The sequence below is a fragment of the Fibrisoma limi BUZ 3 genome (assembly GCF_000296815.2).
GTDB lineage: Bacteria > Bacteroidota > Bacteroidia > Cytophagales > Spirosomataceae > Fibrisoma > Fibrisoma limi.
This window is the reverse complement of the sequence record NZ_CAIT01000004.1, coordinates 192244-206086: the sequence shown is the minus strand read 5'-3', so window position 1 is coordinate 206086 and position 13843 is coordinate 192244. Positions and strand designations below refer to the sequence as shown.

Annotated in this window: 15 protein-coding genes; 4 read left to right on the top strand and 11 right to left on the bottom strand. The window is 52.8% G+C overall.

All coding sequences use genetic code 11. The features are described from left to right. Positions 1-43 precede the first annotated feature (43 nt). Positions 44-1711 (top strand): hypothetical protein, encoded by a 1668-nt coding sequence (locus BN8_RS01455; RefSeq protein ID WP_009279990.1) that lies wholly within the window; start codon positions 44-46, stop codon positions 1709-1711. A gap of 55 nt (positions 1712-1766) precedes the next feature. Here BN8_RS01455 and lpdA read toward each other — a convergent pair whose 3' ends face one another. Further along, the gene (gene lpdA / locus BN8_RS01450; protein WP_009279989.1) at positions 1767-3167 is read right to left on the bottom strand and encodes a dihydrolipoyl dehydrogenase; all 1401 of its coding nucleotides are present in this window, start codon (positions 3165-3167) and stop codon (positions 1767-1769) included. A gap of 141 nt (positions 3168-3308) precedes the next feature. On the opposite strand from lpdA, the gene BN8_RS01445 reads away from it, so the two are divergent. Then, a complete protein-coding gene (locus BN8_RS01445) occupies positions 3309-3881 on the top strand; it encodes a lipoprotein (RefSeq protein ID WP_051040980.1) in 573 nt (190 codons plus the stop codon). 7 nt (positions 3882-3888) lie between these two features. Here BN8_RS01445 and BN8_RS01440 read toward each other — a convergent pair whose 3' ends face one another. The 4 genes from BN8_RS01440 to BN8_RS01425 form a co-directional block, all read right to left on the bottom strand. Next, on the bottom strand, positions 3889-4725 hold the full coding sequence (locus BN8_RS01440) for a TPM domain-containing protein (RefSeq protein WP_040005225.1): 837 nt from the start codon (positions 4723-4725) through the stop codon (positions 3889-3891). Further along, entirely contained in the window at positions 4718-5152 is a 435-nt protein-coding gene (locus BN8_RS01435) for a TPM domain-containing protein (protein ID WP_009279986.1), read from the bottom strand. Before BN8_RS01435 ends, BN8_RS01440 begins: the two co-directional genes overlap by 8 nt. 84 nt (positions 5153-5236) lie before the next feature. After that, a complete protein-coding gene (locus BN8_RS01430; RefSeq protein WP_040005224.1) occupies positions 5237-5818 on the bottom strand; it encodes a LemA family protein in 582 nt (193 codons plus the stop codon). 100 nt (positions 5819-5918) lie between these two features. Continuing rightward, complete coding sequence (locus BN8_RS01425) at positions 5919-7367, bottom strand: DASH family cryptochrome (RefSeq protein ID WP_009279984.1); 1449 nt, start codon at positions 7365-7367, stop codon at positions 5919-5921. Between the two features lie 142 nt (positions 7368-7509). Here BN8_RS01425 and BN8_RS01420 point away from each other — a divergent pair, with 142 nt between their 5' ends. After that, positions 7510-8565, top strand: a complete 1056-nt coding sequence (locus tag BN8_RS01420) for an NHL repeat-containing protein (RefSeq protein WP_009279983.1) — start codon at positions 7510-7512, stop codon at positions 8563-8565. A 7-nt stretch (positions 8566-8572) separates the two neighbouring features. On the opposite strand, the gene BN8_RS01415 is transcribed toward BN8_RS01420, so the two are convergent. After that, positions 8573-9364 carry a DUF547 domain-containing protein gene (locus BN8_RS01415; protein ID WP_040005354.1) on the bottom strand — a complete coding sequence of 264 codons (792 nt, stop codon included), beginning with the start codon at positions 9362-9364 and terminating at the stop codon, positions 8573-8575. Positions 9365-9450: 86 nt separating this feature from the next. On the opposite strand from BN8_RS01415, the gene BN8_RS01410 reads away from it, so the two are divergent. After that, positions 9451-10239, top strand: a complete 789-nt coding sequence (locus BN8_RS01410; RefSeq protein ID WP_009279981.1) for an SDR family oxidoreductase — start codon at positions 9451-9453, stop codon at positions 10237-10239. A gap of 82 nt (positions 10240-10321) precedes the next feature. Here BN8_RS01410 and BN8_RS01405 read toward each other — a convergent pair whose 3' ends face one another. The 5 genes from BN8_RS01405 to BN8_RS01385 form a co-directional block, all read right to left on the bottom strand. Beyond that, positions 10322-10981: a response regulator transcription factor gene (locus BN8_RS01405; protein ID WP_040005223.1), complete on the bottom strand. Its 660-nt coding sequence runs from the start codon at positions 10979-10981 to the stop codon at positions 10322-10324. Between the two features lie 29 nt (positions 10982-11010). Further along, positions 11011-11793: a sensor histidine kinase gene (locus BN8_RS01400; RefSeq protein WP_009279979.1), complete on the bottom strand. Its 783-nt coding sequence runs from the start codon at positions 11791-11793 to the stop codon at positions 11011-11013. 133 nt (positions 11794-11926) lie between these two features. Then, complete coding sequence (locus tag BN8_RS01395; RefSeq protein ID WP_009279978.1) at positions 11927-12604, bottom strand: hypothetical protein; 678 nt, start codon at positions 12602-12604, stop codon at positions 11927-11929. Between the two features lie 13 nt (positions 12605-12617). Next, entirely contained in the window at positions 12618-13025 is a 408-nt protein-coding gene (locus BN8_RS01390; protein ID WP_009279977.1) for a hypothetical protein, read from the bottom strand. Positions 13026-13421: 396 nt separating this feature from the next. Then, positions 13422-13817 (bottom strand): barstar family protein, encoded by a 396-nt coding sequence (locus BN8_RS01385; RefSeq protein WP_009279976.1) that lies wholly within the window; start codon positions 13815-13817, stop codon positions 13422-13424. Positions 13818-13843 lie beyond the last annotated feature (26 nt).

Below are 13843 nucleotides of genomic sequence, written 5' to 3'. Positions count from 1 at the left end.
TGGTTTCATTTGTTATTACCTTGTGAACCGATACTGTCAATTCATGAGAAATTCATTTCGAGTCTGTTGCGTGTGCCTGTTACTCACGGCAGTCTGCTTTTTAATCACTACGCCTTCTGTCGCCCAGCCTGATTCGGTTCTTGTGTCGGGGCGCATTGACCACCTGACGGCCCGGCTGTACCGCGAATCCCCGCAGGTATTAATCAGCCGCAATAATATTCTACAGGCCAGCCGCGAACTCGTACGACCTGCTCAGCTCAATGCCGACGGAACGTTCCGGGTATCCGTTCCGCTGCTCTATCCGCAGGAAGAGTTGTACTTCAACTATGGCCGCATTTCCACCGCTTTTCTGGCCGCGCCTGGGTCTATCACCATTACCCTCGACGCTGACTCGCTGTTCACGGCCGCCGTTCCTTTCCGATTCAGGGGGGCAAATGCCCAGGTAAACCAGCAGTACGCCCGCTACAAAGCGTTTGAAGCGGGTTATACCAACAAACCTGACACCAAGAAACTATCCCGGCAGGTAACCGGCATGAGCGACAGTCGGGCCTACTCCGTTCTGTTTGATGCGTACAGCGCCCCGTTTCGTGCATTTGCCGCGCAGGAGAAGCCGTTTCCCTTACTGACCCAATGGATCACGGCCAATAACCGGTACAATGCCGTTGCGTTTTTGTACGACAAAGCAGCTTTTGAAGGCAGTACGGTAGCACTGGAGGACTCGCTCCGTCCTCGTAGAGAACCACTTTTGACGGCGGCCCGGGCTGCGGCTACCAACCGGTTCTCGGATTACGTTGTACAGCAGGCATCTTCGCCAGTCTCAGGGCGTAACAACGGCCTTTCGGTACGGGCACTAGCCACGCTGCTGGAACAGTATGGTCGCAACCTGAGCGCGAGCGACCGGGATCGGCTTCAGGAGTACAAAACCAAAAATTCGGCGAAGGCATCGGACCTGCGCTTCTTTGATACGTTGCTCCGCCGAAATGCCGATACGCTTACCCGGCTGGTGAATTACGAAGCCCTGCTTCAGCGGGGGCGGCAGGATTTTGACAGTACGTCGATGGAATACGTAGCAGCGTACTGGCTGGCACAAGCCCTGCCTGGCCTGACGCTTAACTACGCCGATTTGCTGTATAACTACGTGCAGCCCAAGCTAAATAACCCGCAACTGGTCGCGTCGCTCAACGAATTGTATCAGCTTCAGATAAACGATAGCACGCGCATTCGAACGGCCATCCGGAAGTTAACCAAAGCCGGCTCAACAGCACAGAGTCTGGAAATCTCGCCGGGTGTATTTGTTAGTCAGAGTACTGGCTCAGATGGCTTCACGTTACTGAACCAGGTGCTTAACGCCAATCGGGGAAAAGTCATCTACGTGCTGATGACATCGCCGACAACCGACGCGGGCAGGCAGGCGGCTATCGACGCCCAACGACTACGTAATCAGTACCGCGCCCGCGATTTTGCGTTGGTGTACGTACCTATGCCTAACACCGAGAAAACCCTCTGGCCTGAAATCAGTACCCGGTATAATCTGTCCGGCGATCACGTACTGGCAACGGAAGGACAGTTTTCGGACATCATTGAACAACTGCGACCAGAGGAGGAAATCTCGGCAACGGTCATCAACCGAACCGGTAAGATCATAAAACGAAACGCGCCCTTACCGGACGCGTCTGAGGAACTTCAGAAAATTCTGGACAAAAGTTTTTAGCCGTTCAACAATGTAGCAAACAGCCCCACCGATATGGTACCGGTGAGGCTTATTTTTACATGTTGATAGACCGGTTGTCGGTAGCCGCCAGACAGGCCTCTTTAAACGCTTCGGTGTACGTTGGGTGCGCGTGCGACATCCGCGATACGTCCTCGGCTGAAGCCCGGAATTCCATCGCCACTACGGCTTCGGCAATCATATCGGCCGCACGCGGTCCGATGATGTGAACCCCCAGTAATTCGTCGGTTTCTTTGTGCGCCAACACTTTTACCAAACCGTCTATATCCATACTGGCCCGAGCCCGACCCAGCGCCTTGAACGGGAACGACCCGGTTTTGTAGGGAATACCTTCCTGCTTCAGTTCTTCTTCCGTGTAGCCCACGGCCGCCACTTCAGGCCAGGTATAGACTACGTTCGGAATCAGTTTGTAGTTGATGTGCGGCTTCTGCCCCACGATCGTTTCGGCAATGAACACCCCCTCTTCTTCGGCTTTGTGCGCCAGCATAGCTCCCCGGATTACGTCGCCCAGGGCATAAATATGCGGCACCTTCGTGCGCAGGTGGTTATCCACGTCAATTTTTCCGCGCGAGTCAGCGCTAAGTCCGGCGGCTTCGAGGTTCAGGCCATCCGTGTAGGGACGGCGACCAACGGATACCAGGCAGTAGTCGCCGGTCAGCGTCATCTGCTGGCCTTTCGGGGTGTCGATGTTGACAACGACCTCCTCGCCTTTATTCTCAACGCTGGTGACTTTATGGTTGAAGTAAAAATCAGCCCCCAGTTTTTTGATAGCTTTCTGAAGTTCTTTACCCATGGTCCGGTCCATAGTCGGGATCATGGCATCAGCAAACTCCACAAACGACACTTTGGCACCAAGCCGGGCGTATACCGAGCCCAGTTCGGCACCGATCACACCCGCGCCAATGATGATCAGGTGCTTGGGTACCTGCTCCAGCGTTAGGGCCTCTGTCGACGTAATGACGCGTTTTTTATCGATGGGCATCGACGGAAAGGACAGCGGTTTTGAACCCGTCGCAATGACGATGTTCTTCCCCGTAATAGTCTGCTCAGAACCGTCGGCTTTAGAGATTTTAATGGTATGCGGATCAACGAACGACCCAACGCCGTGAATCTCGTCGATCTTGTTTTTCTTCATCAGGAACGCCACGCCCTTCGTCGTCTGGTCAACCACGCCCTGTTTGCGGACCACCATCTGGTTAAGGTCCACTTTCAGATCAGCGAGCTGGATACCATGTTCAGCGAAGGTGTGTGCTGCATTGTAGAAATGCTCCGACGAATCGAGCATCGCCTTGGACGGAATGCAACCTACGTTCAGACACGTACCGCCGAGGGTGGGATATTTCTCAATGATGGCTGTTTTTAAGCCTAACTGAGCGCAACGGATTGCGCCGGTGTAACCGCCTGGCCCGGAGCCAATGACGATAACGTCATATTCCATATGAGGTTCGATAGTTAGCTAATTAGTAAGCATTGTTGATGCAAAATTGGTTCAGATTTCGATAGACCAAACTGATTTACCGAAATTCGTGTTGGTGGTTCAGTAATGACCTCCTTCGGGAGGGTAGTCAGTACCTCATCCATGCAATCCAATCGTATCCTCTTCGCCTTTTCAGCGCTGTTTTTTCTGGCCGGCTGCAACAATCCTGCTCAACAGACGCAACCCAATGTATACTACGACGTAGCGGGATTTGTGCAACGCCAGATTACGCTGCTTTCGCAGCATAAACCATTGGTCAACAAAGCTACTCAGATTAAAGGAGAGCGCAGCCGACAGGCTACCCGCAACATCAACTGGAATCGTGAGCTGGAGCTGTTTTCGCAAGCCGACATCAACAAACCAGCGCTGCGCAACAGCTACCAGATTTCCCGGCCCGATTCGCTGACGTATCAATACACGCTGAAAAAAGGGGAAGAAAAACTGACGGTTCGGTCGCTACGGGTGCAGCTTGATCCCACCACGCAGCAACCCCGCCGGATTGAGGCTGTTCTACGTACCGGTAATCCACTTTACACCTCCGAACGTCGCCTGCTGCTCGAAAGTGGCCCGGCCAGCGACAGCCAGTGGCAGGTGCAGCATTATCAGCTTTCCGGTTTTCAGCAACTCTCGTACTTCGACAAGAACGAGTTTCGGGTAGAAGGGGTCGTTCAGTAGCGGTGGCTTAATAATCGCCACCGGCACCACCACCCCCGAAGCTACCGCCCCCAAAACCACCGAAGCCGCCACCTCCGCCCCCACCACTCCAGCCGCCCCCGCCGGATGATCCCCAGCCGGAGAAAGTAGACGTAGGGAAGAAGACAGGACCACCCCAGCCACCACCCCGGTAGCGGGTGCCTCCACCGCCATTTCGACGGCCCCAGATAATGGCGAAGATGATGATGGCCAGGATGACAAAGACGATGAAGCCACCCCCGCCCCCATCCTCCGATGGCTCGGCGTCATATTCTCCGCTGGCTCGCCGAATGATTTCGGTAGTGGCCTGATCCAGTCCCTGATAATACTGCTCCTGCTTGAAATTAGGAACAATGGTGTTGCTGATGATACGCTTGGCAATGGCGTCAGGGATGGCTCCTTCAAGCCCATAGCCCGTTGCAATAAAGACTTTGCGGGTTTGCGTGGCCCAGGCAATCACGAGGCCGTTATTTTTCCCCTGCTGCCCGACGCCCCATTTGCGGCCAACCTGAAACGCAAAATCACCAATCGGGTAGGGTTCGGTTGTCCGAACGATCACAATGGTGATCTGCGTGGAGGTAGAGTCATTGTAAGCCCGTAGTTTTTGCTCCAGTTGCGCCCGGTCACCTGGATTTAAAATGCCCACGAAGTCGTTGACCAGCCGGGGGGGGCTGGGTCGGTTCGGAATCACCGAATCGGCCGTCGACGGGAGGTTTTGTGCCCGCAACCCAGTCGTGAAAGCCAGCAGGAATACCAGCATCCACAAACTGACGGTCCGGACGGTATATGTTGTCAGAATGGGTACGTTCACGGAAGTGTTAGTCAAACGAAATATCGTCGGCGAGTTCGTTAGTGTCGTCGCTGGCGTATGGAAAAAACTGCTTCAACTGCTGACCGGCCCGTTCAATACCCCGGCAAAGCCCTTCAGTGTAATCACCTGTTGCGAAGTGACTGCGGAGAATATTTTTTGTGCTTTCCCAGAAGTCGGCCGGGACTTTTACGTCAATGCCCGTATCGCCAATAACGGCGAACTTACGGTCGGCATGAGCCAGATAAAACAGAACCCCATTCTGCTCTTTGGTCTGGTGCATACCTAACCTCGCAAAGACCTCGATAGCCCGCTGAACGGGATCCGGATTTGGGCATTGCGGCTCAATGTGTACCCGGATTTCGCCGGATGTGGCTTTCTCGGCCTGCCGAATGGCTTCAATGATGCGCTGCTGCTGCTCAGCAGAGAAGGGATTCGCTTGCATGGCGCTGGGGCAAAGGGCTTGGGGCGTTGGGCCTAGCGAGCTGGGTATCGTTACCCGGAGCGCTAAGCCCAATTCCCCGCGCAATTAAAACTGAACCGTTGGTGCCTGCTGAGCAGCCTGACTGGCCTCAAACAAGCCCTTGCGCTCGAAGCCAAAGAGGCCAGCAAAGATGTTGTTCGGGAAGGATCGCACCGACTGGTTGTAGCTGGTCGCAACGCCGTTGAAATCATTACGTGCTACAGCGATCCGGTTTTCGGTGCCTTCGAGCTGTGCCTGCAACTCCGAAAAGTTCTGCGTGGCCCGGAGCTGCGGATAGTTTTCGGCTACCGCCAGCAACCGCGACAGCGACCCGCCTAACTGATCCTGTGCCTGCTGAAACCGCTGCAGATTTTCGGGCGTCAGCTGATCGGCGGAGAGGTTGATGCCGGTTGCCCGCGAACGAGCTTCCTGAACGGCCGTGAGCGTACTTTTTTCAAAGTTAGCAACCCCCTGTACCGTCCGAACAAGGTTCGGGATCAGGTCGGCCCGGCGCTGGTACTGTGTTTGCACATTGGCCCAGGCGTTTTCAACCTGTGTATCTTTCTCGACTAAGCCATTGTAAGAACTACAACCGTACATACCCAGCAGTACGGCAATAACAACGACAATGATTAAGGTTCGTGACATGGTTTTAGTGTATAGGTTATGCATGAAGGATGGTACTCTTCACACATGTTTTCTAGGACAAAACTGAATAAAACTATCGATTTGTTTTCAAAAAATGGTGTCAGTGGCTCTTTTCTGGCCTGAGCCACTTGTTTGGATTGACAATCGGCAAGGGGTACGTGTCGCCCAACGCCACCCCAAATTGCTCCTGTTCGGCCCTGGTCAGATTCGACACCAGATGTATCTTATCGGCCGGCACGCCCGCTATTTCCGGGAGCCAGTGTTTGACGTAATCGCCCTGTTCATCGTAGCGGGTAGCCTGAGAATAGATGTTGAAGTACCTGTCTTCGCGGGGATCGTTGCCCACCCCGGCTACGTAGTTCCAGTTGCCCCAGTTGCTGCAAACGTCATAATCGACCAGCAGGCTTTCAAAGTAGGCCGCTCCCCAGGTCCAGTCGATGCCAAGGTCTTTTACCAGAAAGCTACCGACGTTTTGCCGCCCACGGTTCGACATGAAGCCGGTCGCGTTCATCTCCCGCATATTGGCATCAACAAAGGGGATACCAGTTTCTCCCTCAGCCCAGCGGATGAACACGTCGGTATCGCGTCGCCATTTTCGATTAAAGTCATGACGGATACCGCTGGGTTTAAACAGCCGGGTACCGTACCGAAGGGCAACAAACCGGAAGAAGTCCCGCCAGAGCAGTTCAAATATAAGCCAGTACGTCGATTCATTTTTGACGCGTTCATCCTCGTAGCGCTTTACCTCTTCGTAGATCAGCCGGGGCGACAGGCATCCCAGCGCCAGCCAGGCCGAAAACTTAGACGAGTAGTCTTCGCCCAGCATCCCGTTGCGGGTTTCCTTGTAGGTGCGAATGAGTTCGCGTTCCCACACGTAGCGGTTGAGCCGTTCGAGCGCTACGGTTTCGCCCCCTTTAAACGGCACGGCGGCCCGAATATCCGGCGCTACGTCGGGCGCAAAGCCAAAGGTGGCCAGGGTTGGTATATCGCCGGCTTCAACTTCCGACATGATTCGAATTTGTTCGGGAGCAGGAATTGTTGGCCGTACTTTTCCGTACTTTTCAATTCGGGTACGAAACTGGGTGAAAATATCCGGCAGCTTCGAAATTTCGAACGGCAGGTCCCGCACATGGTAAAGTGTCGCCACCCAGAACAGGTCAAGATCGATGTTGAGGGGTTTCAGCCGCTTACTTAGGTTCGACTCCGCATCAGTTTCTTCCTGTGTCACTTCCTTGCTGGCGTACACAGCCGCAACGTCGGCAGATTCGGCCAGTTCGGCCAGAATGTTGGCGGGCTCTCCAATGCGAATAATCAATTCTCCTCCTTTTGCCCGTATCGATTGACGAAGATCGGCCACGCTTTCGAGCAGGAAGCTGGCCCGGTAAATACCCGTTTTCTTGAAGCCAAGGTTATGGACCTCGGCGAACAAACGGGGATTGAACACAAAAACAGGCAGGACTTCATCAGCATCAGCAACGGCCCGGGCGAACCCTTCGTTATCGTGCAGACGCAAATCGTTCCGGAACCAGTACAGGATTCGTTTGGGCATAAGTAGTAAGCAGTAATCGTAAAGTAACTATACATTGTCAACGCCGAAGCCCCGATTATGTTTACTGCCCACACCGTTTACTAAACGCGCCGACTTATCTTTACTTCCTCTCTGTACCTTAGCAGTTTACCCACCAACCAACATGACTATCAAGGCATTAATCGTCATCTCGCTACTAGCCGGTACGGCTCTGGCACAGCCGCCCATCGCTAAATTGCCCTCCTCACCCATGGCGTTCGTGGTCGATAGCCAGGATAACCTGATCATCCATGTATACCGGGGACGGATTCTCAAGCTCTCCCCAGCCGGTAACTTGTCCGTCGTTACTGATGACATCCGCAAAGACATCAAAAAGTCGCCTTATCCGAGTTGCAACGCCATGGCCATCGACACCCGCGACAACGTTTACATGGCCGATGGTGAGAAGATCTGGAAGATGACGCCCGATGGAAAAGTTACCCTGTTTGCCGGGGTGCCGTTTACCACCACCGTCAAGGATGGCCCTGTTGCAACCGCCCAGTTCCGCAGTATTGAGTTCCTGGAGGTCGACGCGACCGGGACGATCTACGTAGCCGAACGGGACAATACCAACAAAGACAACCTCGGTGACTTTTACCTCATCCGCAAAATCGACACGAATGGTATGGTGACCACACTGTTCAACACCCGCGATAATCCGGCCTTCAAATCCAGATGGCTTGCCGGCATGGGGATTGACTCCCAGGGCAACCTGTACATTAGTGATGGCGACGGCCGATGCATTAAAAAAGTGGCTTCCAACGGTATCATCAGTACCGTAGCGGGGCTTTGCGGCAAGCGTGAATTCCACCCCGTCTACGTACAGGGTACTATTAGTAAAGCGGAGTTAATGGCACCCGAGGACATTCTAATCGACCGTACTGGGGCCGTTATCTTCGCCGATGGTCGCCTGAACCGCATCATCAAGGTTGCCAACCAAACCGTAGCGACCCTGGCCGGTAACAGCGAGATTCAACCTAACAACGTCAACATGGGTGGCCGGTCGAAAGAAGGCTACAAAGATGGAAAGGCATTGGCTGCCCTGTTCAACTTCCCCCAACGCTGCGCCGTTTCCATCGACAGCCGACAGAACATCTACATACTCGATGGGGGCAACGACTGCATCCGGCGCTTATCGGCCGATGGTATGGTTACGACAATCGCCAAGCGAACTAATTAAGCCTGCCTTACTGCTCGTTCAGGTTCCAGTTGTAGTCCATGAACGAGATCTTCGTATTACTATTGATCTTCGTGTTTGAATACCGATTGACCCATTCTTCAATGGATTTGCCGTTGTCTTTCCAGTCGCCCTTGTACCAGTCGAAATACTTCGACAAGCTGGCCTGTTTGGGCGTAATGGCGTTTTTGGCCGGGTTATTCAGGAAGTCACGGCCCTGATCATTAAGCTGGGTGTCGAGCTTATCGGCCGTGTACGCTTCGTTCCGTAACCGCGGGCACGACTTCGACGCACACACCAGCGCGAAGTGAATGCGGGGATCATCAAATTTCTTCCGGAGCGTACCGTGCTCAATGTTGTCGAGGCTAATCTTCTCCTTGCCAATAGGGATAAACTTAACAGCCCAGGGGGTAGTCACGAACGGAATCTGGATTTTGCTGCCAATATCCTTGATGCTCTGAACGGGGTAGTGGTCCAGAATCAACTGAATTGTGAAAGCATTGTACGCATTGATCCAGTAAGCCATCTGCTCGTTTTTACTCCACGAAGCTGCCGGAGGGTTTTTGCTGAGCAGATCAAGGTATTTTTTAAACTCGGCCTGGTCCTTCCTGAAGCCTTTGTAGTTAACTTGCCCGCGCTCATCGACGTACTTTTTCAGCAGTTGATCGTAGATGCTGTGATCGACAGGGCCGCTACTTGTGGCATCAGCCCATGCAGTAGGTGGGCCGGTCAGGGCCGGAGAAAGTATGAGTAGCAGGCCAATCAACAAACAGGCCCGCGTCAGGTTTCCTATCTTGGTCATGAGTGATACAGTTTTTACATACATACGCCAGTCCTTTACAAAAGGTTTGGCTCCGAACGAGTCAACCATCATACACCAACAAGCACATGAATCTTGATTTGACCGGAAAAACCGCCCTGGTAGGTGGTAGCACACAGGGCATCGGCCGGGCAACGGCGATAGAACTGGCCCTGCTGGGTGCCAACGTAGTGCTAATTGCCCGCAACGAAGAAGCGCTCGGCGCAACCCTCAACGAGCTTGACACACGGCAGGGCCAAACCCACCGCTACCTCGTTGCTGACTTCAGCCAACCGGGGGCTGTGCAGACGGCCATTACGCAGCATTTACAGCAATATCCCGATGTGCATATTCTAATCAACAATACGGGCGGCCCAGCCGGTGGCCCGTTAATCGACGCCAAACCCGAAGAGTTTATCCAAACGTTTCACAACCACCTGCTCAACAACCAGACGCTCGTGCAGGCCGTCGTTCCGGCGATGAAGCAGGCAGGCTACGGCCGTATTGTCAACATCATCAGTACGTCGGTAAAGCAGCCTATTGTTGGCCTGGGCGTATCCAATACCATCCGGGGGGCAGTGGCCCAATGGGCCAAAACACTGTCGCTCGAACTGGGCAAGTATGGCATTACGGTCAACAACGTACTGCCGAGCTACACCCGTACGGCCCGACTGGATGCGGTGTTGGCCATGCGGGCAAAATCGTCGGGCAAAACGGAGGAAGAAGTAGCGGCCCAGATGGAAAGCGAAATTCCGATTGGTCGTTTTGCTACGGCTGAGGAAGTGGCCGCGGCCGCAGCATTCCTATGCACACCCGCAGCCGCATCGATCAGCGGCATCAACATCCCGGTGGATGGCGGAAAGACGGGAAGTCTTTGAAAAAGGAGGAAAGGGCGAAGGGAGGAAAGGCTTTAGCGGTGACCGTTACCTTTCTCCTTTTCTCCCTCCTCCCTTTCCTCCTTTAAATTAAGCCATTCTTAAACGCGTAGGCAACCATACCGGCCGTGTTTTTGGTGCCGGTTTTTTCGAGAATACGCAGGCGGTGCCCTTCGACGGTACGTGGACTCAGGAAGACCCGCTCGCTGATTTCGTTCGTTGATAACCCCTCGCAGATCAGGCGGAGTACTTCTTTTTCGCGCTCCGACAGTAGCACCTTGCTGTTATAAAACGGGTTAGCCGGTTTAGCTACGGTCGTTTTATTGGTCATTTTCCGTAGCATGGCTTTCGAGACAAACTCGTTGAGGTAAACGCCCTCGTCCATCACCTTGCGCACTGCTTTCTCAACCTCGCCGGCTTCGGCATCTTTCAGCAGGTAGCCGCTCACCCCCTTTTCGAGCAAGTGCAGCACCATCCGGTCTTCGTCGTGCATGGTTAGTACGACGATCTTGACCAGCGGATAATTTTCGCGCAGGTAGTCGGCCGTAGCGGTACCGTCCATGACCGGCATCTGGAGATCAAGCAATACAACGTCGGGGGTTTTGCGGGGTAGCTTATCAATTAGTTCCTGCCCGTTGGCAGCCTCCAGGATCAGTTCAAAATCGTGAATCTGGCCAAGAATCGTAGACATCCCAACCCGGAACAGGGTATGGTCGTCGCAAAGCGCCAGTTTAATCTTACGCATACTCATTGGATAGGTTGAAGAGCGGTTGGTCAGGACATTAACGCGACGGGTTTAGGATCGCTGAGCGGAATCTGTACATGAATTTGCGAACCGCGGCCGGGGGCCACGTCGAAGGTCACGTGGCCGTTGACCACGCTCAGGCGACTCTCAATGTTGCGCAGTCCTAAACCACGCTGTTTATCTTCCATGATGGCATCAAAATCGAAGCCGACGCCATCGTCCAGTACCGACAACCGGATTTCGTCGGCCTGGCAATACAACTGAATCGTAATGTGGTGAGCCCGGGCGTGACGAATGGCATTGTTAAGCAGTTCCTGCGCAATCCGGTACAGCATCAGTTCCAGCGGTGCTGTCAGTTGAGCCACTGACTCAGGGCAGTCCAGATGCACCTGCAGGTCGGAATCGGTAGCCCGTTCGGCCAGCTCTTCCAGCGCGGCCAGAAACCCGAACCGTTCAAGAGTAGTCGGCACCAGGTCACGGCTAATCCGCCGAACGTTGGTCATGGTTTCATCAAGCATAAAGCGAGTTTTCTGAAACTGTAACCCCACCCGGACCTCCCCGCCTAATTGTCGCTCTACCTGATTCAAACTCATTTTGGTCACCGACAGCATCGTGCCGATTCCATCGTGCAACTCAGCCGCCAGCCGACGGCGCTCTTCTTCCTGGCCCCGAAAGGTAGCGGCCATCAGTTCGCGCCGATGCTGTTCCTGAAGTTCTTTAAACGCCAGTTGCTGCTTCACCTGTTTTTGCTGGTAATAGGCCACAAAGATGATGATGAACAAGACCATCATCAACAGTACGGCGGTTCCCATGGCGATATACAATTTAACTGTGTAAGCGTCCACAACTGTAAATTACTGATGATCAACCATTCTCTTCTGAACTTACCCAAACGATACGTCTCTCAGGCGATCCACCCTTGCGGTGGCTAAAACAGCTAATCATTTACAAGGCCGGGAGCGGCTTAACGCGCTCGAACCGACTCATCCACAAACCTACAGCAGAGATGACACAAAAAATAATGTAAATCACCTGCTGTATGTTCCAGTATAAATTAAACGTATCAAGAGACGTTGTTTCTTCAAACAAGTAATGCCCAAACAAAAATATAAAGAACGTTCCCGCAATGTAAACCAGCAATCCCGCACTAAACCAGAATAAATCGTGCGTCATGATATTACGCACAATGACCTGATTTGTGATTCTGGTCAGATACATCAGCACGACAGCTAACATAAATAGCCGGGCAACGGTCAGATTACCCGGGGACAATTCGAGGCTACTGTAAAAGATCACATTAACTACTAAACACGCTATCGCACTACTTATAATTACCTTCTTTATCGAAACAGGCGATACAACTGCGTATGCGGCCCCTACCACGCCAATTTCAACAAAGGATTGAAGATTATATAAATACAAATTGCTTTCACTGCGCAGGCTATGGTATAAGGCAACTGAATCTTTCAGAAAGAACAAGCCTACAAGCAGTACCATTAGCCTGGCTGCCGGTCTCAACTGGTTCAGAAAGGTAAGACCAATCAAGACCGGCAATAAACTGGCAGCGTGAGAAAGCGTGTCTAACGGGTATTTACTACTAAGCTCAATAAACTTTTCCCACATACCGTATTGTACATCATTGTATATCGTCTTCGGCGCAATGCCGTGGGCAGACGGGCCCATCCCCCAAAGCCTCCGTCCTTCCCATACTATCCTTCAGTCCGCCGTTAGCCGACCTGAGCGGCAGGTCCCGACCGGCACTATCTACGGCCGTCAGCAGGACCCGGGGCTTCAGATCGCCTTTCCCCGGTGCCGTAGGCCGACCATTTTCATCCTCCCACCGTTTGGCATGGTGAATTCGCAAACCAACGCAACCCGGCTGGCTGAGCAACCGCTGAATCTGATCTATTCCAAAAAACTCCGACTGGACTACTTTATCCTTGGCAAGACCAGATTCGGCCTTGCGCTTCTGGTACGCTTCTTTAAGCGGAACTACTTCTTCTGACGCCAGAAACCGACCGGCATCTTTAGTAAAAACTGGCATATGTACGTGAACTAGTGATAATTAACCGCTGAAAACTATCACTTATTCTCGGGCTTGTCAATCGACTATGGAACCATATGCCCTTTTCGGGCTATATCGTGAATCGAATACGTAGAACTACGTACCAAAGTGCGGATTTCTGCCTGTTTTGCGCCAAATGCCCAAAAAAGGGGTTTCTGCGCTCATATACTTTGCAACCCAGCTATACCTTTGTAACGTACTTGATCGAGCACTTAAACGGTTCAGATCAGAACGATTTTCCGCTTCGGCGGTCCGATCATCTCATAGGTTAGGTTACGAATGACTTGCTAACAATCTGATTGGCAAGTCATTGTTGTTTTATATCTGCAACGCTGGGGAATCTAACAACTGAAGTCGTGATTACCACCCGTATCTTCACGCACTAACCACCCGAATCCTCGGATGCTCAGCAAGAATAGCCATGACGCTGTCAAAATACGTTTCGCCATGGCCACTATCGAGAGCGCCCAGCTTTTCGGCAAATAGTTTCCTGTTATAGGGCGATCCAGGCCTAAGCTTATCCAGATAGTAGTTTCGGGTCGTTTGATATCCTAACGCTTTGTGGCTGTGGTCCATATGACGCCAGAAAAGTTCAACCCATTGGGCTCCTTGTAGGGCACCATAGCCCCCATACAGTAGATCATTGAACGCGTCAAGGCTTGGGCCGATCGTCCAGCTTTCTTCCATCATAAATACCCGGTTGATCTCCTCATAAAAGGAGGCAATGTCGTTGATGGCGTTTCCCTCAATCGCTATTTGTTTGACCATCATTCGATGCTGGACCAGTTAGATAGGGT